Origin of the sequence: Fimbriimonas ginsengisoli Gsoil 348 (genome assembly GCF_000724625.1) — a bacterium.
GTDB lineage: Bacteria > Armatimonadota > Fimbriimonadia > Fimbriimonadales > Fimbriimonadaceae > Fimbriimonas > Fimbriimonas ginsengisoli.
This window is the reverse complement of sequence record NZ_CP007139.1, coordinates 2313748-2336446: the sequence shown is the minus strand read 5'-3', so window position 1 is coordinate 2336446 and position 22699 is coordinate 2313748. Positions and strand designations below refer to the sequence as shown.

22 protein-coding genes are annotated in these 22699 nt (G+C 61.3%); 14 read left to right on the top strand and 8 right to left on the bottom strand.

Annotated features, from left to right (window positions below; all coding sequences use genetic code 11):
• Window positions 1-30 precede the first annotated feature (30 nt).
• A complete protein-coding gene (locus tag OP10G_RS10680) occupies window positions 31-1458 on the top strand; it encodes a cryptochrome/photolyase family protein (RefSeq protein WP_025225900.1) in 1428 nt (475 codons plus the stop codon).
• On the opposite strand, the gene OP10G_RS10675 is transcribed toward OP10G_RS10680, so the two are convergent.
• The 4 genes from OP10G_RS10675 to OP10G_RS10660 all read right to left on the bottom strand — a co-directional run bounded on the left by OP10G_RS10675 (window position 1455) and on the right by OP10G_RS10660 (window position 4173).
• Window positions 1455-2276, bottom strand: a complete 822-nt coding sequence (locus tag OP10G_RS10675; RefSeq protein WP_025225901.1) for an ATP-binding cassette domain-containing protein — start codon at window positions 2274-2276, stop codon at window positions 1455-1457. The genes OP10G_RS10680 and OP10G_RS10675 overlap by 4 nt on opposite strands.
• Window positions 2277-2376: 100 nt before the next feature.
• A complete protein-coding gene (locus tag OP10G_RS10670; protein ID WP_052547690.1) occupies window positions 2377-3444 on the bottom strand; it encodes a M24 family metallopeptidase in 1068 nt (355 codons plus the stop codon).
• Window positions 3445-3452: 8 nt separating this feature from the next.
• Window positions 3453-3893: a type II 3-dehydroquinate dehydratase gene (aroQ, locus tag OP10G_RS10665; RefSeq protein WP_025225903.1), complete on the bottom strand. Its 441-nt coding sequence runs from the start codon at window positions 3891-3893 to the stop codon at window positions 3453-3455.
• A gap of 4 nt (window positions 3894-3897) precedes the next feature.
• A complete protein-coding gene (locus OP10G_RS10660) occupies window positions 3898-4173 on the bottom strand; it encodes a Trm112 family protein (protein WP_052547688.1) in 276 nt (91 codons plus the stop codon).
• A gap of 224 nt (window positions 4174-4397) precedes the next feature.
• On the opposite strand from OP10G_RS10660, the gene OP10G_RS10655 reads away from it, so the two are divergent.
• Window positions 4398-4826, top strand: a complete 429-nt coding sequence (locus OP10G_RS10655) for a hypothetical protein (RefSeq protein ID WP_144241098.1) — start codon at window positions 4398-4400, stop codon at window positions 4824-4826.
• On the opposite strand, the gene OP10G_RS10650 is transcribed toward OP10G_RS10655, so the two are convergent.
• Window positions 4787-5542: an ABC transporter ATP-binding protein gene (locus OP10G_RS10650; RefSeq protein WP_025225906.1), complete on the bottom strand. Its 756-nt coding sequence runs from the start codon at window positions 5540-5542 to the stop codon at window positions 4787-4789. The genes OP10G_RS10655 and OP10G_RS10650 overlap by 40 nt on opposite strands.
• Window positions 5543-5671: 129 nt before the next feature.
• The gene (locus tag OP10G_RS10645) at window positions 5672-7675 is read right to left on the bottom strand and encodes an ABC transporter ATP-binding protein (protein ID WP_025225907.1); all 2004 of its coding nucleotides are present in this window, start codon (window positions 7673-7675) and stop codon (window positions 5672-5674) included.
• 287 nt (window positions 7676-7962) lie between these two features.
• Here OP10G_RS10645 and purQ point away from each other — a divergent pair, with 287 nt between their 5' ends.
• The 3 genes from purQ (at window position 7963) to OP10G_RS10630 (ending at window position 10820) form a co-directional block, all read left to right on the top strand.
• A complete protein-coding gene (gene purQ, locus OP10G_RS10640) occupies window positions 7963-8652 on the top strand; it encodes a phosphoribosylformylglycinamidine synthase subunit PurQ (protein WP_025225908.1) in 690 nt (229 codons plus the stop codon).
• Window positions 8653-8689: 37 nt separating this feature from the next.
• A complete protein-coding gene (locus OP10G_RS24415; RefSeq protein WP_025225909.1) occupies window positions 8690-9430 on the top strand; it encodes a C40 family peptidase in 741 nt (246 codons plus the stop codon).
• Between the two features lie 157 nt (window positions 9431-9587).
• The gene (locus OP10G_RS10630) at window positions 9588-10820 is read left to right on the top strand and encodes an ATP-binding protein (RefSeq protein ID WP_025225910.1); all 1233 of its coding nucleotides are present in this window, start codon (window positions 9588-9590) and stop codon (window positions 10818-10820) included.
• A 105-nt stretch (window positions 10821-10925) separates the two neighbouring features.
• Here the strand turns inward: OP10G_RS10630 and OP10G_RS10625 are convergent, their stop codons facing one another.
• A complete protein-coding gene (locus tag OP10G_RS10625) occupies window positions 10926-13046 on the bottom strand; it encodes a DNA gyrase/topoisomerase IV subunit B (RefSeq protein WP_052547686.1) in 2121 nt (706 codons plus the stop codon).
• Between the two features lie 183 nt (window positions 13047-13229).
• On the opposite strand from OP10G_RS10625, the gene OP10G_RS10620 reads away from it, so the two are divergent.
• Both OP10G_RS10620 and OP10G_RS10615 read left to right on the top strand, forming a co-directional pair.
• The gene (locus OP10G_RS10620; RefSeq protein WP_025225912.1) at window positions 13230-13520 is read left to right on the top strand and encodes a type II toxin-antitoxin system Phd/YefM family antitoxin; all 291 of its coding nucleotides are present in this window, start codon (window positions 13230-13232) and stop codon (window positions 13518-13520) included.
• A gap of 47 nt (window positions 13521-13567) precedes the next feature.
• Window positions 13568-13861 carry a hypothetical protein gene (locus tag OP10G_RS10615; RefSeq protein ID WP_025225913.1) on the top strand — a complete coding sequence of 98 codons (294 nt, stop codon included), beginning with the start codon at window positions 13568-13570 and terminating at the stop codon, window positions 13859-13861.
• A 44-nt stretch (window positions 13862-13905) separates the two neighbouring features.
• Here OP10G_RS10615 and OP10G_RS10610 read toward each other — a convergent pair whose 3' ends face one another.
• Entirely contained in the window at window positions 13906-14934 is a 1029-nt protein-coding gene (locus OP10G_RS10610; RefSeq protein ID WP_025225914.1) for a FecCD family ABC transporter permease, read from the bottom strand.
• 39 nt (window positions 14935-14973) lie between these two features.
• Here OP10G_RS10610 and OP10G_RS10605 point away from each other — a divergent pair, with 39 nt between their 5' ends.
• From OP10G_RS10605 to OP10G_RS10575, 7 genes are all read left to right on the top strand, one after another.
• Window positions 14974-16164 carry a pyridoxal phosphate-dependent aminotransferase gene (locus tag OP10G_RS10605; RefSeq protein ID WP_025225915.1) on the top strand — a complete coding sequence of 397 codons (1191 nt, stop codon included), beginning with the start codon at window positions 14974-14976 and terminating at the stop codon, window positions 16162-16164.
• A complete protein-coding gene (gene rnc, locus OP10G_RS10600) occupies window positions 16161-16877 on the top strand; it encodes a ribonuclease III (protein ID WP_025225916.1) in 717 nt (238 codons plus the stop codon). The genes OP10G_RS10605 and rnc overlap by 4 nt, the downstream gene beginning before the upstream one ends.
• A 90-nt stretch (window positions 16878-16967) precedes the next feature.
• Entirely contained in the window at window positions 16968-17261 is a 294-nt protein-coding gene (locus OP10G_RS10595; protein ID WP_025225917.1) for a hypothetical protein, read from the top strand.
• 90 nt (window positions 17262-17351) lie between these two features.
• The gene (locus OP10G_RS10590; RefSeq protein WP_025225918.1) at window positions 17352-18407 is read left to right on the top strand and encodes a winged helix DNA-binding domain-containing protein; all 1056 of its coding nucleotides are present in this window, start codon (window positions 17352-17354) and stop codon (window positions 18405-18407) included.
• 84 nt (window positions 18408-18491) lie between these two features.
• On the top strand, window positions 18492-21113 hold the full coding sequence (locus OP10G_RS10585) for an alpha-L-rhamnosidase (RefSeq protein ID WP_025225919.1): 2622 nt from the start codon (window positions 18492-18494) through the stop codon (window positions 21111-21113).
• 166 nt (window positions 21114-21279) lie between these two features.
• Entirely contained in the window at window positions 21280-21627 is a 348-nt protein-coding gene (locus tag OP10G_RS10580) for an MmcQ/YjbR family DNA-binding protein (protein WP_025225920.1), read from the top strand.
• A 5-nt stretch (window positions 21628-21632) separates the two neighbouring features.
• Window positions 21633-22529: a glycosyltransferase family protein gene (locus OP10G_RS10575; protein ID WP_025225921.1), complete on the top strand. Its 897-nt coding sequence runs from the start codon at window positions 21633-21635 to the stop codon at window positions 22527-22529.
• The last annotated feature ends 170 nt before the right edge of the window (window positions 22530-22699 follow it).

Genomic DNA, 22699 nt, shown 5'->3' with positions numbered 1-22699 from the left:
TACGCCACTTCGCTTCGTAGAAGGGCGTGTATGCCCCAACCGCTTCATCGATCGCTCTGCTGGCTTCGGCGCGATTTACGGCTTTCCGATCATGCCGCGCTGGCCGCCGCCACCGAAGCCAGCGCCTACGTCGCGGTCGTATTCGTCTTCGATACGGCGATTCTGGGCCGCCTCGAAGATCGAGACGATCGACGGGTGACGTTCATTTACCGGTCGCTACAGGAGCTCGACGACCGGTTACGTGCCCAAGGCGCCGCGCTGCTCGTACGTTTCGGCGATCCCAAAGCCGAGATGCCGGCGCTCGCGCGTGAATTCGGAGCGGAGGCAGTGTTCGCGGCTCGAGACTACGAACCTTACGCGGTAGAACGCGACGCCGAAGTCGGCAGACGACTCGCCGGGCAAGGCGCCGAGCTGAGGTTGGTCAAAGATACGGTGGTCCGTGAAGCCGGGGAAACGCTATCGCATTCAGGCGCCCCTTACCGCGCCTACGCGCACTATGCACGAGCCTGGCACTCGGCTTTTGTTCCGAAGCAAGATTTAATCGAGCACCTTCCTCGACTGGAGCGGCTCGCGCGCAGGGAGAACCTACCCAAGGCAAATTTCCTTCCCAACTACCCTTTGGCGGCGATCGGATTTACAGAGACTGAGTTATGGCTTCCGGCCGGCGAAGCCGCCGCCAATGCGCAAGCGGCGGCGTTCCGGTCGAAGATCGACCGGTATGAAGAGGATGGGAACTTTCCGTCCCACGATGGGACGAGCGCGCTTTCGGTCCACCTTCGGTTCGGAACGATCTCGGTGAGGGAGTGTTTTCGGCTCGCCCTCGAAGCGGCAGCATCGGGGCGGAAGTGGCTCGCGGAGCTCCTGTGGCGGGAACACTACCAAGATGTCCTGGGCAATTTTCCGCGGGTGGCGGAGTCGCCTTTCGATAAGCGTTTCGAATCGCTTCGCTATCCGGGCGATCCGATCCACTTCTCTCCTTGGCAGGTGGGCAAGACCGGCTATCCGATCGTCGACGCCGCCATGCGATGCCTGAATGCCACCGGTTGGATGCCGAATCGCCTCAGAATGGTGGCCGCCTCCTTCCTTTGCAAGGATCTCCTGCTGGACTACCGGCTTGGAGAACGGTACTTCGCGCGCAAGTTGCTCGACTTCGACCTCGCCGCCAATAACGGTAACTGGCAATGGGTTGCCTCCGTGGGGGCGGACTCGCAGCCGTCGTTTCGCGTCATGAATCCGGTGACGCAGAGCGAACGGTTCGACCCGAACGGAGACTTTATTCGGCGGTGGGTTCCGGAGCTCGCCGCGCTGTCCGCTTCGGCGATTCACTTTCCGTGCGCCGCCTCCGAGATGGAGCTGATGGCTTCCGGCATCGATTTAGGTGAAACCTACCCTCGGCCCATCGTAGACCATGCCCGCCAGCGACAGAGGGCGATCGGGCTTTTCAAGGAAGCGGTCTAAACCACCGCTCGTAGCGCCTCTTCGATCGTAGGTGGACGAACGATTACAAACTTTACGTCGCCGTACCCTTCCAGAAGCAATCGCGCCGCAAGCTCCTGCCCCTCCGGGGCTTCGAGGCGCATGCCCGATTCGGAGGGGCGAATGGAAACCCGGAAAGGGGCGACCAGCGACCGGACCCCGGGCTGGTTCTCCGTTCCCACTTCCAGAGAGTGGGGCGGACCGGCGCGGAGCAGATCGTCGATCGACCCGGCGAAGCGAACCTGCCCATCGTAAAGAACGATCAGCGCATCCTGTTCTCGAATCAGGTCGGGGCGGTGGGTCGCCACGATCAAGGTACGCCCCTTCGCCCGCTGCCCGCGAAGCATCTCCAAAACGGCGGGGAGCGCCCAGGGGTCTAAACCGTCGAGCTGCCCATCGATCATTGCAATCGGCGCCTCGGTCAGCAGAGCTTCCACCAACTCCGTCGCCGCAAGCTGAGAAGGGGACAGATCTCCCATCGAAAGGTGTCGGACATCCCAAAGGCGGGTTGCCGAGAGAATCTCCGTCGCCTCCTGCATGGAGACGCCCGGACGACGAGCGAGCGATTGCACTTTTGCCCGACGCGAGTACGAGGTTTCGCCGGCGATGGCGACTTTGGCACGGAGTTGGATCGTCCCCTGCGCCGGCCGCTCCCGTCCGGCGAGCGTTCGGAGCAACTGAGATTTGCCCGCCCCGGCGGGACCGACAACGGCCATGGACTGACCGGCGGAGACGCTAAGCGTCAGCGTCGGCCCGTCGGGACGAATGGCAAAGTGCTCGAGGCCGAGGAGTTCGCTCATAGGCGGGGCGGGGCGGTGGGCGAGAGGCTTTTAACTCGGGCGGGCCGCCCGAGATACCCACGGGCGAGCCGCCCGTGCCACGCGAGAGCGACGCCGGTCCTCATTTCTCGGGGAGGACCAACAGCTCTTTTGTGGAGTGGTTGAATATCTCGATTCCGGTTTCGGTTACCAATACGTCGTCTTCGATTCGGACGCCGCCGAACCCGGGAATGTAGACCCCAGGCTCGACGGTCCAGACCTGGCCGACTCGGATCGTGTCTTCGCTGGAAGGACTCAGCCGGCCGGTGTCGTGAACGATCCGGCCCAAGCCATGGCCGAGACCGTGGCCGAAATATTTATCCAGTCCGTGGGTCGCCAGCACGTCGCGGGAAAGGCGGTCGATATCTCGCGCCTTGGCCCCCGGTTTGATCGCGTCGAGCGATTTCAATTGCGCTTCGAGAACCGCCCCGTAAACTTCTCGATGGCGATCGGTCGCCTCGCCGACGACGACGGTTCGGGTGATATCCGAGTTGTAACCCTCCACGCGGGCGCCGAAGTCCATCGTGACGAAGTCTCCGATTTCCAGCTTTTTCTCGCTCGGCTTTCCGTGAGGCCGCGCCGACCGCTCGCCGCTGACGACGATGCTCGGGAACGCCACCTCGGCGCCTTGACGGCGCATAAAGAACTCCAGATCGAGGGCGATATCAAGCTCGGTCACCCCCGGCTGGATCAAGCGGCGAACGTGGTCGAACGCCGCGTCCGAAACGCCGCACGCACGGCGGATCTTGTCCACTTCGTCCTGACCCTTGACTTGCCGCATCTCGGAGAGTACGTCCCGGACCGGTACGAGCTCGATCCCATCGAACTTGTCGGTCAGGCGCTGCCATTGGCTGTAAGTGGTCGTTGCGGTTTCGAAGCCGAGCCGCGTGATCCCGAGGCTGCGCGCTTGCTGAGCCGTGAATTCGTCGCCGTCGATCGGGTTGGCGAACGAGACCATGCTCATTCCCTTCACCTCCTCCTGGGCTTGAATCGTGTAGCGGCTGTCGGTCACGAACAGCGCATCCTTCGGCGTCACGATGGTCCGTCCGAAAGTGCCGGTGAATCCGGTAAGCCAGCCCACGTTCGTGGGATCGGAGACGAGCATCGCCTCCACGCCTTCGCGCGCCAGCTCGGCGCGTAACTTGTCCATTACTGTCATCAAACGACCTCTCTCTCTAAATTAAGCAGCGCAGTAAGCGCCAAAACATATCCATAGCCTCCAAAGCCGACCACCTGTCCGATCGTAATCGGGGCGATGACGGAATGACGGCGAAAATCTTCACGCGAGTGCACGTTACTCAGGTGCACCTCGACTACGGGCAACCGAACCGACATCAGCGCGTCCCTTAACGCGATGGAGTAGTGGGTGAGCCCACCGGGGTTGATGACGATGGCATCGGCCCATCGCCGGTGCTCCTGCACCGTGTCGATCAAAATCCCCTCATGGTTCGATTGAAGGATCCGAACCTCCACGTTTAGTTTCGCCGCCGCCGACCGGATGTCGGCGTCGATCTGCTCGATCGGCTTCTTACCGTACACGTCCGGTTCGCGAAACCCGGTGAGGTTGAGGTTCGGCCCATGCAGGACCAGCACCTTCATCGGACTATCGGGCACTCAAAATCTCCTTCATCTTCTCCACCGGAATCGCATCCTCGGGCAACAGGTGTGGGATCCCCCCTACCACCGGAAAGCCGACTCCGGTCTTCGTGCACACCAAATAATCACCTTCTTCCCGGAGCGGGGGCCGATCGGGCTCGAGCGGGTTGGCGAGAATTTTAAGCAAGTCGGGATCGATCACTTGGCGGCCTTGCGGCAGGCATCGAGGGTGCAGCAATCCGTCGCTTCCCGGTCCAACGCCGCGGTAGGAGCGTACCCGCATCAGGTTCCGGCCCCCGCGCCTAAAAAAGACGGGAGATGGGGATGTTTTGCGCTCGCGCGGCGTTTGAGAAGTGAACGGCCCGATTCAAATAGGCGACGCCGTCGAGGCTCCCAACCCTCCCGACCTCTCGCATCTTGCGCAAGGATTGCTTTATTGGGCACGGAATGACGGAAAACGTCGTTCACAATAGAGATAGACATTGTTCCCCTCTCGGGGGTGTTGCCATGAAGAAACGTCAAAAGCCCTATGTATTGATCGCAATGTTGCTCGTCGCGGGCGGCGCGGTGGCGATCATGAATGCCCCTCCCGCCCATACGCCCAACCCGGACGACACCCCTAAGACGGGTGAAGATGTCAAGGTTGAGGACAAGGCTGACCTCGCAAAAGACGTTAAGAAGGACCTAATCACGACCCCAAAGAAGGGGATGATGGGAGGACCGCGGGGTCCTGACGGCGAGGAGATGGAGATGCCGCCCGCCGTCTTGAAGCGCAAGCCGAGCACGAATAAGCCGATGCCGAGTGAAAGCTCTACGTCGACTCAGTGGTACTCAAAGGAAACGCCAAAGGAAATCCCCAAGGCGCCCACCGTTTCCGCGCCTCCGACGATGAACATTCAAGGCACGAAGCCGATGGACCCGCCTGGAAAACGCTGAAAAGCGACCTGGTAAACGCGGTCGAGGACGGGGCTAGCCAGCACCGCCTCGACCGTGTCGTTTATGGCGATCCTTCCCGCTTCTAAGAGAATCGCCCGATCCGCCATCCGCGCGGCAAAGTTCAGGTCGTGGATCGCGGCCACTGTGGCGATCCCGCGAGAAGCCATCGACTGCACGAGGCGGGACACCGCCAGTTGGTGGGCCGGGTCCAAATGCGCGATCGGCTCGTCGAGCAATACCAGCTCTGTCCGCTGCGCTAGCGCCCGGGCGATGAGGACCCGTTGACGCTCGCCTCCACTTAGCTCCGTCACCGGCCGCCCTTCTAGGTGTAGGCAGTCGGCTTGTTCCATCGCCTCCGTGGCCGCCACGCGGTCCTCGGGAGTATCCAGAAGTCCATTCGACCGAGCGAGACAACCCATAGTAACCATCTCGCGAACCGTGAACTCGAACCGCGGGATCTCTTCCTGCGGCACCGACGCGACGCGCCGGGCTACTTCTCGAACGCTCAGATTCGCGACCGATTCCCCTCCTAACCGCACCTCGCCCGCCTGTGGCTTGATTAGCCCCGCCAACGTCCGAAGCAGCGTCGACTTGCCGCTCCCGTTAGGTCCGAGCAACGCTACTCGCTCGCCGGGAGCGATCGCCAAATCGATCCCATGAAGCACCCGCTTAGACCCATACCCGGCCTCTAAGCCAAGAGCCTCCGCGATCTTCATCCCATACCCTCCGGAGCCCCCTCTCCCTCCTCGGGATGTATGTGCCCGAGGAGGGAGAGGGGGTTGGGGGTGAGGGAGTCCGGTCGGCGTAGGAACGCTGCAAGCGGCGGGGGGTTCATGATTGGACCTCTAATCGAGGATTCCTCCGGAGAACGCGCGAAACAGGCCCGCGTATGCGCCATTTGCTTCCATGAGGTCCATGTGACTCCCCTCCTCGACCACCTCGCCCTTGCTCAGGACGAGAATTCGGTCCGCACGGGCCGCGGTTGTCAGACGGTGGGCGATGAAAAGCGTCGTGCGTTGCCTCATCACCTCGTCCAACGCCTCCGTTACCGCCTTTTCGCTCGTCGCGTCCAGCGCGGAAGTCGCTTCGTCGAGAAGCAACAGCGTCGGCTTTCTAGCGAGCGCCCGGCCAATGGCGAGACGTTGACGCTGGCCACCGCTGAGACCCGAGCCCCCTTCCCCGATCTTGGTTTCGAACCGAGCGGGGAGGTTGTGTACGAACTCGTCGGTGTGCGACATGCGCGAGGCTTCTTCGATGTCTTCCTGAGTGGCGTCCGGCGCGCCGAGCCGCAGGTTATCCGCGATCGTTCCGGCAAAGAGAAACGTCTGCTGGGGTACGACTCCGATCTGTTCGCGAAGCCACGACGTCTTCAGTTCCCTTAGGTCCACGCCGTCGAACAGGATACGGCCTTCCGTGGGCTCGTAAAATCGGAGGACGAGGTCCGCGATCGTGCTCTTCCCCGCACCGCTCGGGCCGACGAGCGCCAGGGAGGTGCCGGGCGCCAACGTGAAGTTCACGTTCCTCAGCGCCTCCGTGCCGTCTTCGTACCGAAACGTTACGTTCTCGAACTCGATGCGTCCGCGTGGATTCTCGATGGTGCGCCCCACGCTCTGGTCGATCGGTTCTGGTTCGTCCAAAACCTCCCGATAGATCCTCTGCGATGCCGCTTGGACTTGGCTGTAGGTGTTGTTGACGTTGCCCCAACTTCGGAAACCTTGGTTAATCACGTCGAGGGCGTACAACAGGGCCGCGACATCGCCGAGGCGGAGCATGTCCATATAGGAGAGCCATCCACAGATGTAGAGGATGGTAGCCAGTGCGGCCGCGCCCAGCAGCTCGACGAGGGGCCGGAGCGACGCCTGGCGCTTGGTGGCGTCCATCTGGCTGCCGTAGGTCTTATCGACCAATCCTTCGTAGCCGGTCGCCACCCGCTCCTCGGCGGCGAACGCTTTCACGACTCGGATTCCCATCAGCGACTCGGTGCTCATGGCGTTCAAATCGGAGAGGTCGTCCTGCACCTTGGCCTGAGCGGCCCGCATTTTCCGACTGTTGCGGCTGATCGCGGCGGCCATGACTGGGATGAAAAGCATGGCGACGATCGCCAGTACCGGCTGGATGAACATGATCGCGCCAAAACTGGCGAGCGCCTTGACCGGGGCGTCGATACTGTCCCGGACCACGGAAACCGCATTCTGGTAGACGTTGACGTCGTTCGTTAAAACGCTTTGAATGGCGCCCGCCCGCTTTTGGTGGAAATAGCTGACCGGGAGGCGCTGCAATTTTCGGAATAGCCGTATCCTCAAATCGCTGGCGAGACGGGCGGCGGCCCGGCTGAGATAGTAGGTCTGACCGCGCGTAAACCAATACTTGCAGGCATACACCAAGATCACGAAGAGCGAAATCCAGCCGAGCCGCCGAACCGCCGACAGGTCGCCCGCCGCGTTATTGGTGAGCCCTCGCACCGCGTTGTGCACCTTGGTGCGCTCGAGGTGGAATCGGTCTACGAGTAGCCCCTCTTCCGCGGTGGCCGCCCGGTCCTCGGTGGCCGGAAGAACTTCCCGGAGCGCCGACAACACCGACGGCTCCGGTACCCCCAGCCTGGGCGCAAGCTCGTGGGCGCGCGTCTTGAGCCGTTCGTCGGCCTGCCTCGCCGCTTCCGCCTGGGTAAGCCGAAGCGGCGCCGCTTCCTGAATGGCGGTGACGCTCCAGGAAATTAACGGAATCGTCGCCGTCGTCAGCAGCGACGTGGCGAGCACACACAAGAGCCCCTTGACGATGGAGGAGCGCTGCTGCTTAAGATCGGCGGTCAAGCGCTGATCAAACTTCGGAATCAGCTTGATCTTCTTCACGCGCGCGCTCGGTTACGGAGGGTCATCTTCACAATCCCGCTAGCGAGGATACCGGAGCAGTGTGGAATCGTTCGGCCAGGTCTTATCTAATTGCGCCCTCTACTCACGGGTGTGAAACTTCCCGAGCTTGGTTCGGAAAACTCTCCGCTCCCTCGCCCGTCTACGCCGATGAGGCGGGAGGAATGTGCGGGCGGACCTGCAAGACGGCGCGGGCGCTATCCGCCTCAGAATTGTGGGGCCAAACATCAGATCCAGCAATCCATCCGCTCGGCAATCTAAAATAGGACATGAAGGTCGCCGTCCTTAAATTCCCTGGTTCGAACTGCGATCAAGACGCATTTCACGCCCTTCGGGACGATCTCGGCGTGGGCGCCGAGTATGTGTGGCACGAAGATACGTCCCTCTCTGGGTTCGACGCCGTCTTCGTTCCGGGCGGATTCTCGTACGGCGACTACTTGCGTTGCGGGGCGATGGCTTCGCGCGCACCGATCATGGATGAGGTCCGCCGTTTCGCGTCCGAAGGCCGCCCAATCATCGGCGCATGCAACGGATTCCAGATCCTCTGCGAGGCCGGCCTTCTGCCGGGAGCGCTGCTCCTCAACGAACGGCAGAAGTTCATCTGCAAGGACGTCTATCTTAAGGCCGAGAACCGCACATCCATTTGGACCGAAGGGGTTGACAGGATCCTGCGAATCCCGATCGCCCACGGCGAGGGGCGTTACGTGGTCGACGCGGAAACGCTCCGAACAATCGAAGGCGAAGGACGCGTGGCGTTCCGTTATGTCGACCCTTCCGGAAATCGCGTCGACGAATATAACGCGAATGGATCGGTTGACGCCATTGCCGGCGTACTAAATGAACGAGGGAACGTGCTGGGTCTGATGCCTCATCCGGAGCGGGCAACGCGCGAACTTCTCGGTTCAACCGACGGATTACTGATCCTTCGCGGCTTGGCTCGCGTCATGGCATCGCTGTAGGTTTTCAGGAAAGAGCCTATAATCAATATCTCGCCCGATGAGAACTCCCGGATCTACGTTAACCATCGTCTCCGCGTTTTGCATCCTATCCGCTGTCGCACCCGCGGCTAGCGGCGATCGAATCGTGCTCGGCAACGTGGGTAAGGCAAACAGCGCCGCCTCCATTCATACGCGGCCAAACTCGCGGTCGTCGGTCTATTACAAAGTCAAACCAGACGCCTACCTGATCGTCCGCAGCTTCCGCAGCGCCGCTTGGATGCAGGTCTACATGAATAACGGCGCCTACGGTTACGTCGAGTCGAAGCTAGTGACTCAGTTGCCGTACGAGGTTACGGGCAAGGCGCCGGCAAGGAGCACTCGCGGCTATCTTGCCTCGAGGGGCAGCCGCACTCCGCTTGCCGGAGAGGCAGGGGCATCGAACGTCGCCGACTACGCCACTCAGTTCATGGGCACGCCCTACGTATGGGGCGGCAACGACGTCTATCGCGGCATCGACTGCTCTGGATTCGTTAAAAAGATGTACGGCGCGATCGGCAAGGAGCTCCCCCGCACCGCCGCCGAGCAAGCCATGGTCGGCGAACCGATCTATCGACTGGAGAATCTCCGCAAGGGAGACCGCCTTTACTTCTGGGACAAGAACCGCGCCAAGATCGGCCACACCGGCATCTATCTCGGCAACGGAAATTTCGTCCACTCCTCCAGCGGTAAGCACGGCGTCTCCACCGACTACCTCGGCTCGCAGAAATGGCTCCGGATCCTCGTCGCCGCAAGGCGATAACCCCGTGGCATGGACTTCCAGCCCATGCGTATCACGACCATCCTGGTCTTGTGAGTTGGGCCAAGGGCAAGATGCCCTTGGAACCCACTGGCAAGATGCCAGTGCCACGTTCGGAAAAATATTTCCCACAGCGCGGTCACTCTGCTAACCTTCCTGCGTGATTCATCGCTCCGCGGCGCGGATTGTTCGGGAAGCGTTGGCGGATACGCCCGTCGTGCTCGTACACGGCCCAAGGCAAGCCGGAAAGAGCACCTTAGCTCAGGCGGTCGCCGACGAACTGGGCGGGTTTCGACGCCTTAACCTTGACGACGCGCTTCCACGCGCTCGCGCCGTGGAAGACCCGACCGACTTCATCGAGACGCTTGCCGGCCCGGCGCTGATCGACGAGGTGCAGCGAGCGCCGGGAATCTTCCTTCCGATCAAGTCGAGTGTCGACCGAGATCGTAGACCCGGCCGATTTCTCCTCACCGGCTCCTCGAACATCCTTGCTCTGCCAAAGCTTGCGGACTCTCTCGCCGGGCGTATGGCGATCATCGATCTCCTCCCCCTCTCTCAAGGCGAAGTGGAAGGTCACTCAGAACCCACCTTCTTGGACCGCCTCTTCGATGGCGAGCCGATCGAGTTCGAGGGAAGCGGGGTTCCCGATCTAGCCGAACGGATCGTTCGGGGCGGGTTTCCCGAAGCTCGGGCTCGAGCGAGCTCCCAAAGAAGGGACGCCTGGTTCGAGGATTATTCCCGGACGTTGCTCGAACGGGACGTCCGCGATCTCGCCAACATCGAGGGGCTCGTGCAAATGCCGCGCGTGTTGCGCCTGCTCGCCGCCCGGGCGGGCCAAACGATCAACGTGCTTAGTCTGGCCCGCGACACCGGAATTCCGAACACGTCGCTCCACCGCTACCTGGATCTGTTGAAGGGGGTCTTTCTTCTCCACTTCGTCCCCGCCTGGTCGGACGATCGCGGCACGCGCCTAACCCGTTCGCCGAAGGCGTACCTTGTGGATACCGGCCTCCTCGCTTACCTCGACAACGTTTCCATCAAATCGCTGGCGTCCAACCGCGACGAACTCGACCTTGTGGCCGAAAACTTCGTGGCGATGGAGCTAATCAAGCTGGCGAAGACGTCTGGGGCACGCGTGGAGCTGCACCACCTACGGACCGTAAAGCAGTTGGAGGTCGACTTCGTCTTAGAAGCCCGCGGCGGCGACGTGGTCGGGATCGAAGTTAAGGCCTCGCCGAGCATCCGCCCCGAAGATGCCGATGGGCTCAAGTTCTTAAAGGAGCTAGCCGGCGACCGCTTCCGTCGCGGCATCGTCCTGTATACCGGCCGCGAAGTACAACCGTTCGGTAAAGACATGATCGCGCTGCCGATCGACGCGTTATGGGGCTTGTAGACCTATTGCTAGCCTTTGGGTGAGTGGCTACTCAGAGAGTCTCACCCAATCGGTCATTTCGAATCTCGCTACATCAGATCCCGGCGGGGATCTGACGCTAGCGTATCAATAGTGCCAGTCGACGTTGTGCGCCTGCTTGGCGTGCTTCTCGATGAACTCGCGTCGGGGTTCGACTTTCTCACCCATGAGACGGGAAAACATCTGCTCGATCTCCATCTCGAATTGCTTGTCGAGCTTGACCTGCACCAAGCGGCGGTTCGCTGGGTTCATGGTCGTCTCTTCAAGCTGCTCGGCGTTCATCTCGCCGAGACCCTTAAACCGGGTCACCAGCGGATCGCGCTTCTTCTTGAGTCCCTTGATGATGTCGTCGCGCTCCTTCTCGGTACCCGCGTAGTACCGCTCATTGTTGCCGACCTTGACCACGTAGAGCGGAGGCTGCGCCAAGTAGATGTTTCCGTTCAGCATCAGCGGTTTCATGTACCGGTAGAAGAACGTGAGGAGCAGCGTGCGGATATGCTCGCCGTCGACGTCGGCGTCGGTCATGATGATGATCTTGCTGTAGCGCAGCTTGTTGGCGTCGAAGGTGATCTCGTCGGCCCGGTCTTTCTTATCTTTCTTTTTACCGTTGCCGTTGGACTCGGAGGGATCGCCGACGACCATCTCAAAGTCCCCGTCCGTTTCCAACACTTCCGGCGAGGAATTCCGGCCCATCGTGAGGTCGATGCCGACGCCCAGGGCGGCGATGAGCGACTTGATTTCCTCGTTGTCCAGTGCTTTATCGAGTCGAGCCCGTTCGACGTTGAGGATCTTTCCTCGGAGCGGGAGCACCGCCTGTGTTTGCCGGTCACGGGCGCCCTTGGCGGAGCCACCGGCCGAGTCGCCCTCAACGAGGAACAGTTCGCACTCCTCCCGGTTCTTACTGATGCAGTCGCTCAGCTTGCCGGGGAGACCGAACGAGTCCATCGCATTGCCGCGCCGGATGCTCTCCGCCGCTTTGCGAGCGGCTTCACGGGCGCGTTGCTCCTGGATCGCCTTATCGACGATTCGCTTGGCGACGTTGGGAGTTTCCTCGAAGAACGTCGTTAGGCCGTCGCCGACGAGCGAGTTGGTCTGCCCCTGAACTTCGGGGGTTACCAACTTGACCTTGTCTTGCGAGTTGTAGGACGGATTCTCCAGTCGAAGCGAGATGACGGCGGTTAGACCGGACGTGATGTCGTCCGAGGTCAGGTTGCTGTCCTTCTCCTTCAGGAATCCCATCTTACGGGCGTAGGCGTTGACGACGCGGGTCAACGCCGCGTTGAAGCCGGAGACGTGGGTGCCGCCGTCGGGATTGTGGATGTTGTTCGAGAAGGCGAGCAGCGTCTGGTTGTAACCGTCGTGATACTGCAGCGCGACTTCGATCTCGGTGTTCTCTTTGACGCGGCGGAAGAAGATGACCGGGTGAAGGGTGTCCTTACCGTCGTTCAGGTCCTCGACGAGCTGCGGGATGCCGCGCTGGTAGTGGAAGACTTCGTTATTCTCGGGATTCTGCTCGTCGATAAACTCGAACCGAACCTTGGCGTTCAGGTACGCCAGCTCTTTCATTCGGGTCTTGAGAATGTGGACGTCGTACTCGATCTCGGTGAGAATCGTCGGGTCGGCGAGCCAGTGCTGGGTGGTGCCGGTCTTGTCGTCCGCCGCCTTGCCAAGCTCTTTTACGTCGCCTTGCGGGATACCTTTCTCGAATCGCTGGCGGTAAACCTTGCCGTTTCGCTTGACCGTCGTCTCCATCCAGGTCGACAGGGCGTTGGTACACGAGACCCCGACGCCGTGGAGGCCGCCCGCCGTCTTATAGCCGCTGCTCTCACCGCCGAACTTACCGCCGGCGTGGAGCACGGTCATGACGACCTGGAGGGCCGAGACGCCCATCTTCTCGTGCTTGTCGACGGGGATTCCCCGGCCGTTGTCTTGAACGCTCAGCGAGTTGTCGGCATGGCGCGTGACGGTGATCTGGTCGCAGTATCCAGCGAGCGCTTCGTCGACCGAGTTGTCGAGGACTTCTTTGAAAAGCTGGTGCAGACCTCGCTTGCCGTTGTCGCCCACGTACATGCCGGGGCGTTTTCGAACGGCTTCGAGACCTTCCAAAACCTGGATCTGTGAGGCGTTATAATCGCCCTCGACCTTGCTCGTGATGGCCTCGATGTGCTGGAGCTGGTCGTCTTGCGGAGGGGTGTTATTGTCAGACATAGGAGTGGGCGCTAGGCTCCGGGCGGCTCAGCCGGAAGGGTCCGGAGGCACCGATTTGAACCTGGAGTATACCTTATATACATACGTTCTCCTGGGGGCAAACGCTTCTCCCTGGCCTTCCCTCGGTGTCTACGAACTCGAAGTTCACAGCCCTTCTTCTCCGGCCGGTTCCATAATGGAAATGTGATCCGGGTCAGCGCCAAAGAGCTGCACGACCGAACGCAGGAATTATTGGCCAGCGTCCGGTCCGGGGAGACAGTCGAAGTCACGGAGTCTGAGCAAACGATCGCCCGAATCCTGCCAGTTGAGAAGTCCTACTTAGAACTGCGAATCCAGGAAATGGCCCGCCAAGGTCTTTTGCGACTACCATTGCAGCCCTTCGATCCCGACTCGATGCGACCCATCGAACTCAAATCTGGACAAAACCTCAACTTGGTCGAAGCTCTTATCGAGGATCGAGAAGATCGCTGCTGAGGCTTTGGCGTTCGTCCGTTATCGTTCCCCTCTACAAGCTCAGTCAAATGAAACCCCGAATCATGTACATCGAGAACAAGTCGGAGGCGTTGAACAACTTCGGGCGGATCGGCCGGGTTACGTATTCGAAGACCGGGAAGACGATCTACTACCGGGGCAAGGAGTTTAAGAGCCTGAAAGGCGGTTACAAGGCGAACTATTACGACGTGGAGTCGGGGGAGAGGTATTGGATTTCGGGGCCGAAGAAGAACGGCCAAAACCGCCTGTACGGAGGAACCGCCGTCGAGATCGACGAGGACGTGCGGGAAGAGTATTGGCGAACGATCCGCGGTCCGAAGTAGCCCGCATGGAATGCGAGGGAACGGTCATCGGCTGGGAGCCGATGCTACGGCTTCCGCCGCAGTAAGACCAGCAGCACCGGGGCGCCTAGGATGGCGGTGACGATGCCGACGGGGACGTCGAAGCCGATTGTTTGGGTGAGTACGCTCAGGGCCCGTTGCGCGATCAGGTCCGAAGCCAGAAGGAGTCCCGCCCCTACTAATCCGGCGCCGGTGAGGGACCACCGCCAGTCGACGCCGATCAATCGGCGGGAAATGTGGGCGGATACCAGACCCACGAATCCGATAATCCCGACCGATCCCACAGCGGCCGCCGTCATCGCGGTGCCGGTCGTCAGCACGATGTTCCGGAGACGAACCGGGTCGACGCCCAGGCGAGCGGCTTCTTCTTCTCCCAGCGCAAGCGCGTTCAGCAAACGGCTCTGACGAACCAGGATCACGGTGCCCGCCGCAAACGCGGCGGCCAACAGATAGACCTTGCTCCAAAACGATTCGCTCAAGCTCCCCGACAGCCAGGTGAGCACCCGATTCGTATCCTTTCCCGCGAGCAATAGCGTAAGGGTCAGCACCGAGGACAAGAACGATCCCAGCACCACGCCGGCGAGAAGGAGGCTTGTCACGTCGATCACTCCCCGTCGGCGCGCCAACGCCAATACGAGCGCCAAGGAGAGCATTCCTCCGACGAACCCGAACAGCGCGGTACCCAATCCGCCCATCCAAGCGCCAATTCCCACCAGAAGGGCGACCACTCCCCCGATCGCCGATCCTGAAGAGACACCGACGATGAACGGATCGGCCAAAGGATTACGAAACTGTGCCTGAAAGGCGGACCCAACCACACCCAAAATCGCGCCAACGAAGAAGCACATACAGGCTCGCGGAAGGCGGTTCTGCCACACCACCACACTGGCTTCCTCGCCCCCCGGGCCACGGAAGATTTCGCCCAGGATTTTCCAAGGCGTGTACCACTCGTGCGTTCCGATCCCAACGTGCACGAGGAATAGCAGCACGACGACGCAGGCCAGGACGATCAGGGTCCGGCCGGGGCGGTGTCGCGCTCCATTCTGCGGGGTCACCGGGTCAATGTACCGCCCACGGGTAGACTCGTTTACCTGGTGAACACCCTCAGCCTCTCTTCGCGCGCGGGGCTCCTCAAGCCCTCCCCTACTCTCGGCATCACGGCCAAGGCCAACGCGATGAAAGCGGAGGGGATCGATGTCATCGGATTCGGCGCCGGCGAGCCCGATTTCCCGACCCCAGAACCGATCGTCCGAGCGGCGATCGACGCGCTCGAAAAGGGATTCACTAAATACACCCCCAGCGCCGGCATCAAAGAGCTTCGGGAGGCGATCGCCGCCAAGTTGCTGCGAGAGAACGGCCTTAGCTACACGCCGGATCAGATCGTGACAAGTTGCGGTGCCAAGCACTCGGTGTACAACACCATGCAGGTGTTGCTGGACGCGGGGGACGAGGTCATTCTCATCGCTCCGTACTGGATGACTTACGCCGACCAAATCCGACTCGCCGGTGGGGTTCCGGTAGTCATTCACACCACCGGCGACGCGAATTTCGTTCCGACTTACGATCAGCTAAAGGCCGCCGTTACGCCTCGAACCAAAGCGATCGTTGTGAACTCGCCCAGCAACCCAAGCGGCGCGGTTCTCCCTCGGCAAACCCTCAAGGAGATCGCTACCTTGGCGTTGCGGCACGGTCTCTGGATCGTCGCCGACGAGATTTACGAGCGCTTGGTCTACGGTGGGGCAACCGCTCCCTCGATCGGCTCACTTGGCAACGACGTATTCGAGCAGACGATCACCATCAACGGCTGCAGCAAGACCTATTCGATGACCGGTTGGCGTATCGGGTACGCCGCGGCGCCGCTTCCGGTCGCGAAAGCGATGAGCAATCTCCAGGACCAGGTCACAAGCGGTCCGACCACTTTCGCCCAGAAAGGGGCAATTGAGGCTTACAACTTGCCGAACGAAGCGGTGGAGGGGATGCGCGCCGAATTCGAATCGCGCCGTGATCTCATCGTCGGGCTTCTCCGGCAGATTCCCGGCATCAAGGTGCCGGAGCCGCAGGGCGCCTTTTACGTTTTCCCGGACGTTTCCGCATACTTGGGCAACGATCTTGCGACGGATGACGACCTTGCTTCGTACTTGCTCACAGAGGCAAAGGTCGCCGTTGTTCCAGGATCCGTGTTTGAGGGGAACGGGCACATCCGATTGAGCTACGCGACAAGCCGAAAAGATATCGAGCGAGGTGTCGCGCGTATTGCGGAGGCCCTCGGTCGCCGCACCGCATGATTCCAAAGCAGATCCCCCTCCGCAACGAAGAGATCTTCAAGCTCGCGATGCGCCATCGAAGCGCCGCCCCGACTAATCCGGTGGCGGACAGCTACGAGCGCCTCGAGTTTTTTGGCGACTCCGTGTTGGGGCTGGTGGTGGCGCAGTATCTCTACGAGCACCACCCGACCTGGGACCAGGGAATGCTTTCGAAGGCAAAGTCGAGCGTGGTCAAAGAGGAGCCGCTCGCCGACGTCGCCCTCAAACTCGGTCTCCAAGAATTCATCGAGCTCAGCCCGAGCGAGGAAGCGACCGGGGGTCGAATGCGCCCGTCAATCCTCGCCGACACCGTCGAGGCAATCATCGGCGGGATCTATCTGGAGTCCGGTCTCGAAGTCGCCCGCTGGTTCGTCTTGGAGCAGCTTCACCCGTACATCATGCGGATCAGCGGCGGCGACGTCTCGCCGGACGACTTCAAATCTAAGCTGCAGGAAGTCGCCCAGGCGATCTGGCGCAAATCCCCCTCGTACCGTGTCGCCAAAGAGAGCGGCTTCGCCCACGAGCGCCGCTTCCACGTGCAGGTGATCTTCGACGAGGAAGTGATCGGCGAGGGCTCGGGGCGAAGTAAGAAGGAAGCCGAGCAGGATGCCGCCCGCGACGCGCTCGCGGTGATCGATCGTTACCGCCGAGACCGCGAGCGAGGCCGCGAAGCTAAGGAAGACCCGTACCTGTAGCGAACCGGCGGCCCATGTAGAAAGCGGTGGCTTCCACGCCTTTTTGTCAGCCATCACGATCATCGACTGCAGGTACCTTTCAAGCTGATCGTGAAGTCCACTGCAGACGCCATCTTCCTGGCAACGGTCGGGGTACCGACTTTGCTTGGATTACTTATGATGGTTGCTGGGTACACCCTCGCCATGAAACAGGCTTTAAGCGGCTCGGACGTCAAGAAGAGACTAAAGCGGGTGTTTCTTGACTCGAAGTTCGACCCGGATTGCGATCCCCGTGCCGCTAACCTGGTCTACGGAGGCGCGCTGGTCATGCTCATCGGGTTCATCGCCCTCGCATACTTCATAGGACCCGCGATCATCGAGGGGTTTCGTCGTGGCAATCGTTAGTTGGCAACGGTAAGACTTGGTCAGCAACGACTATTGCAGACTCGCTAGAGATAGCAGACCCCTCGGATCGAAGTCTACGCGTGAATCAACATGATCATCACCCAAGACCAAGCGCGGCGCCTGATCCTGGGGCAACAAGGGCTGATCGTTGCGTTCGCCCAGCCTCTGGAAGCGGTTCGGGCCATGGTCGCGGTGCAGACGCAGTACGCCGCTTCCCTTCCGGTCGCGGTCGCGGCCCGGCTGCGAAAGGGGCGGCCGGGGTGGGAAGACGATGCGCTCTCGGTTGGCGGAAGCCTCGTAAAGAGCTGGAGCGTGCGGAACACCTTGCACGCTCACCTTCCGGAGGATCACCGCTTGATCCTTGGCACGATGGGCGACCATGCTTACCGTCGCTACCTCAAGTGGGCGCGCGACTACCATGGCCTCGAAGTCGATCGTCTGGAGGCCGAAATGATCGCCGCGTTGAGCAACGGTCCTCTTTCGCGCGAGCAGCTCCACGACCACGTCCCCATCTTTCGCGGTCTGCCCGGCATCGGCTGGGGCTTGGACGTGATGGGGCTGGCCCTCAAACGCCGCGTCTGCATCGTCGGCCGGGGGAGCGAGCAATGTTTCGCCTTGCTCGAACCGGGCGAGGCGCCGCGAAACCTGGGCGGCCTCCTGCGCCGATACCTCGAGGCGTTCGGTCCGGCAACCTTGTCCGATTTCTACCGCTGGTCCGGACTCTCCGCCGCCGAATCGAAGCTGGCGCTGAACGAGGCGGGCGATCTCGAACGGCTGACGGTCGAGGGAATGAAGGGAGAGCGCCTCGCCCTTCCCGGCCAGCTCGACGCGATCCCGGAAGGCTCGCTGGGGGTGAAGCTCCTCGCAAAGTTCGACCCGCTCATCCTGGCGCACCGCGACAAAACTCTGTTTCTCCCGGAGAAGCACCACCGGCACGTGTTCCGTATCGCCGGCCAAGTGGAAGCCGTCGTCCTCTCCGACGGAATCGCCTGCGCCACCTGGCGACTCATTCGCAAGGGGAAAAAAGCTTCGATCGCCATCGACCCGATCCGCCCCCTCAAACCCCGTGAGTCGGGCCGGTTGGCGAAAGAAGCGGCGAGCCTGGTGAAAAAGCTTGGCCTCGTCTTCGACGGCCTGTCAACGTAGCACGTCTGTCCGGACATGGGTTGATCGCGGTTCCAAGGTTCACAGGCTGGGAGCCTTTGCTACGTTTGAGCCATAGTTTTAGGCGTGACTTTGCTTTCGCTCCTTGCACTGGGAGCCGTTGCCATAACTCCAATCCACCTGAAGTGCGAATACCAGATCGATCCGCTGGGAATCGACGCTACGCGGCCGCGGTTGAGTTGGGAGTTGGAAGCCGCCGGGTACGGGGCGAAGCAGACGGCATATCAAGTGCGTGTGGCAACGACGCCGCTAAAACTTTCCAAGCCGGACCTCTGGGACAGCCTTCAGGTGACGTCCGGTGAGACCATAAATCTGGAATACGGCGGAAGGGCCCTGTCCTCCTCGGAGCGCGTCTCTTGGAGCGTTCGCGTTTGGGACGAACACGGCAAAGCGTCTCCTTGGAGCCCGCCCGCCACATGGACGATGGGCGTGCTCTCGCCCGCCGATTGGGAGGCAAAATGGATTGCCGCCGCCGGCGCGGAAAAGGAGACCCTGGAGCTGCAGAAGGTTTTCAAAGTTCGTCCCGGCCTGCGCCGAGCCCTCGCCCATGTCTGCGGCCTCGGCCAATACGAGCTTGCGATCAATGGCGACAAAGTAGGCGAAGAGGCTTTCTCGCCGGGCTGGACCAACTACCGAAAGACCTGTTTGTACGACACCCGCGATATCACCCGCCAACTTCGGCGTGGTGACAACATCGCCAACCTCCTCCTGGGTAACGGTATGTACCGGGTACACGGTGGAAGATACACAAAATTCACCGGCTCGTTCGGTCCGCTCTGCGCGATTGGACAGATCCGCCTGGAATATGCGGACGGAACCACCGACCTCGTCGGAACCGACGAGACTTGGCAATGCCGACCTGGTCCCATCACATTTTCCAGCGTCTATGGCGGCGAAGATTACGATGGCCGACGCGTCGGCGTCGGTGACTGGGAGCCGGTCCGAATCATCAAAGGACCGGGCGGAGAGTTGCACGGCTCCAACCGGGCCGCCCCGCCGATCAATGCGTTCGATCTCCTCAAGCCGAAGAGCTCGAAAGAGATTTCCTCGACGACCGACGTATACGACATGGGGCAGAATGCCTCACTCATGCCGTTTCTGGTCGCCTCCGGACCGGCGGGGAGCATCGTCCGGATCACCCCCGCGGAGCTTGTGAAAGAAGACGGAACCGTCGACCGAAGCTCGGTCGGCGGAGGACAGGCTTACTGGCAATACACCCTCGCCGGGAAGGGCAAGGAAAGCTACTTCCCTCACTTCTTCTACCACGGTTGCCGGTACCTGCAGGTGGAGCGAATCGCCGCGGACAACGGAGATCTTCCTACGGTCCAAACCGTCGAAGCGGTCGTCGTCCATTCCGCCTCGCCCGCAGTTGGCACCTTCGACTGCTCGAACCAGCTCTTCAACCGGATCCACACGCTGGTGCGGTGGGCGCAGCGGAGCAATATGGTGAGCGTTCTCACCGACTGCCCCCATCGGGAGCGGCTCGGCTGGCTGGAGCAGTACCACCTAAACGGCCCCGCGCTTCGCTACGAATTCGACCTCGCCCGCCTCTTCGAGAAGGGAATGTCGGACATGGCAGACAGCCAGCTCGCGAGCGGCCTCATCCCGGACATCGCTCCCGAGTACACGGTGTTCCAAGGCGGTTTCCGCGACTCTCCGGAATGGGGGAGCGCGTACGTGCTCGTGCCCTGGCAGCAATACCTTTGGACCGGTGACATTGGATTGCTTCGACGCCACTACGACGGGATGAAACGGTACGTGGCGTATCTGCAAGGCAAATCGAAGAACGGCATCGTCTCCCACGGTCTCGGGGATTGGTACGACCTCGGCCCCGGCGCTCCCGGGTACGCCCAGCTCACGCCGATTCCATTGACCGCCACCGCCTTTTTCTATCAAGACACCGTAATCCTCGCCCAAGTGGCTCGCCGCCTCGAGCTCGCCGACGACGCAGTCCGATTAGAGCGGCAAGCCGCGGAGATTCGAAGCGCCTTTAACCGTGAGTTCTACGATCCGACGAAGGGTTACTACGCGACCGGTTCCCAAACTGCCAATGCGATTCCGCTGGTCATGGGTCTAGCGGAACGAGAAAACCGAAGCTCCGTCCTCGGCAAAATAGTGGCCGACGTGCGCGACCACGGCGACGCCCTCACGGCGGGAGACGTGGGATACCGCTACCTGCTCCGCGCCCTGGCCGACGGCGATCGTTCGGACGTCGTGTTCGACATGAACAAGGGAGACGAGCACCCCGGCTACGGCTACCAGCTCAAGATGGGGGCCACCAGTCTCACTGAGGCGTGGGATGCCGGGCGGAGCTCCTCGCAGAACCACTTTATGCTCGGCCAGATTAACGAGTGGTTCTATCACGACCTCGCCGGCATCGCCCCTTCGGAAGTCGGCCCCGGGTTCCGGCACATCGTCTTCCATCCCGCCGTCGTCGGCGACATCAAGTGGGTGGATGCCACCTTCGCCTCCGTCCGCGGGATGATCGAGAGTCACTGGAAGGTTCGAGGTAAGCAGATCACGTACGAGGTGCTTGTCCCGCCCAACTGCACCGCCGATATCTACGTGCCGTCGAGCGACGCCAAAAGCGTCCGCGTCGTCACCGGCTCCGCCTGGGCAACATCCGTCGCCGAAGGCGTCTACCACGTCCCAGCCGGCCGCTACGTCTTCACCGCCGACGCCCCCTAAGTGGCACGGGCAGCCTGCCCGTGTGTATCATGGCGGCCCGCCCATGTGACCTGGTGTACCGAAGGTACGCCAGACTCTCCCTCACCCCCAACCCCCTCTCCCTCGTCCAGCACAAACATCTGGAGGAGGGAGAGGGGGCTCCGGATTAATTACGATAAGATCACGCATGCCCAACGAAGTCGAAAGAATCCGGGCGCTTTGCTTGGCGCTGCCGGGGGTGACCGAGAAGCTGAGCCACGGCGAGCCGACCTGGTTCGTCAAGAAGAGCTTCGTCATGTTCGCCGACCATCACCACGACGACCGGCTGGCCTTCTGGTGCGCGTGTACGCCGGAGATGCAGCAGGCGATGATCGCGGCGGAGCCCGCGAAGTTCTTCAAGCCACCCTACGTCGGAGTGCGAGGATGGCTAGGCGTCTACCTGGACGTGCCGGTCGACTGGGACGAGGTCGGCGACATCGTGCGTCAGGCGTACCTCTTGATCGCTCCGAAGAAGCTGGCCGACCAAGTAACCTAGCTTTCGTGTCCGATCGGCTCGTCTTTACCCTGGCCTTTGGGGCTCGCCGGTTTGGCGAGATGGCGATGGGGCTTGGGCGATCCCTATCGCTGATCGGTGACACCACGCCGAGAGCGATCCTGACGGATATCGACGGCTTCGACTGGGGACGCCACTTCGACCTAGTCATCCACAAATCGGTGGCGCGCGAGGAAACCTTTTGGGCGAAGCTTTATGCCCTCGAAGTGACCGACGCCCAGAAAATCCTGTTCATCGACGGCGATTCGCTCGTCTTCAAGCGGCTCGATCCGATTTTCGATGCATTCGAGGGAGCTTCCTTTGGGGTGCAGGGAATCCAGGCTACGGATGGGGAGTGGTACGACAAGGATGTGCGCGAGGTCCTCGCGGCGGAGCATGTTTCCTCGCTTCCCAAGTTCAACGGCGGCCTTCTCTACTACGAGCGGACTCCCGAAACCGCCCGCCTCATTCAAGAGGCCCGCGCCATCGGCGAACGTTACGACGAGATCGGGTGGCGTCGGAACGCGAACCGCCACAGCAAAGGGGTCATCGCCGACGAGCCGTGCATCGGGCTTGCCATCGCCAAAACCGGCATCGGTCGAGTGGCGCCGGACACCGAGAACTTCCACAACTCCGCCGTCGGCCTCGTCGGCCGCCTTCGAATGGACGTCCGCCGCGCCGAATGCCGCTACCTCTGCCGCCGCTACGACCTTCAGTACGTCGAGCCGTACATCTTCCACGCTCACCTCTACTCCAAGTTCCTCGTCTACTGGCGGCAGCTTGCCTACCTGGAGAAGTTCGACCGATACGCCGACCGGCACCCGTTCGGCTACATGAGCTTCTGGCACAAACAGAGTCGCTCGATCCAGCGGCGCTGGCTAAAGACGGTCTGGCGGATTCGATAGCGGCGTCATAGAGCCCACTGAACTTTTGACGGGACGCGGCGTTCTGGCGCACGAATGCGGAAGATGGAACCAAACCGGTTCCGTTTTGCGAAAAAGGAAAACGGGAGAAACGGCGGCAAAAGCTAGCCGTTTCAACAGTGTCTTAGCACAAATCCGGCGCTGAACTCTAC

Coding starts and splice junctions, on each gene's coding strand:
- OP10G_RS10680 (WP_025225900.1), top strand. CDS start 31: ATGCCCCAACCGCTTCATCGATCGCTCTGCTGGCTTCGGCGCGATTTA.
- OP10G_RS10675 (WP_025225901.1), bottom strand. CDS start 2,276: ATGAGCGAACTCCTCGGCCTCGAGCACTTTGCCATTCGTCCCGACGGG.
- OP10G_RS10670 (WP_052547690.1), bottom strand. CDS start 3,444: ATGGACAAGTTACGCGCCGAGCTGGCGCGCGAAGGCGTGGAGGCGATG.
- aroQ (WP_025225903.1), bottom strand. CDS start 3,893: ATGAAGGTGCTGGTCCTGCATGGGCCGAACCTCAACCTCACCGGGTTT.
- OP10G_RS10660 (WP_052547688.1), bottom strand. CDS start 4,173: ATGCGGGTACGCTCCTACCGCGGCGTTGGACCGGGAAGCGACGGATTG.
- OP10G_RS10655 (WP_144241098.1), top strand. CDS start 4,398: ATGAAGAAACGTCAAAAGCCCTATGTATTGATCGCAATGTTGCTCGTC.
- OP10G_RS10650 (WP_025225906.1), bottom strand. CDS start 5,542: ATGAAGATCGCGGAGGCTCTTGGCTTAGAGGCCGGGTATGGGTCTAAG.
- purQ (WP_025225908.1), top strand. CDS start 7,963: ATGAAGGTCGCCGTCCTTAAATTCCCTGGTTCGAACTGCGATCAAGAC.
- OP10G_RS24415 (WP_025225909.1), top strand. CDS start 8,690: ATGAGAACTCCCGGATCTACGTTAACCATCGTCTCCGCGTTTTGCATC.
- OP10G_RS10625 (WP_052547686.1), bottom strand. CDS start 13,046: ATGTCTGACAATAACACCCCTCCGCAAGACGACCAGCTCCAGCACATC.
- OP10G_RS10615 (WP_025225913.1), top strand. CDS start 13,568: ATGAAACCCCGAATCATGTACATCGAGAACAAGTCGGAGGCGTTGAAC.
- rnc (WP_025225916.1), top strand. CDS start 16,161: ATGATTCCAAAGCAGATCCCCCTCCGCAACGAAGAGATCTTCAAGCTC.
- OP10G_RS10590 (WP_025225918.1), top strand. CDS start 17,352: ATGATCATCACCCAAGACCAAGCGCGGCGCCTGATCCTGGGGCAACAA.
- OP10G_RS10580 (WP_025225920.1), top strand. CDS start 21,280: ATGCCCAACGAAGTCGAAAGAATCCGGGCGCTTTGCTTGGCGCTGCCG.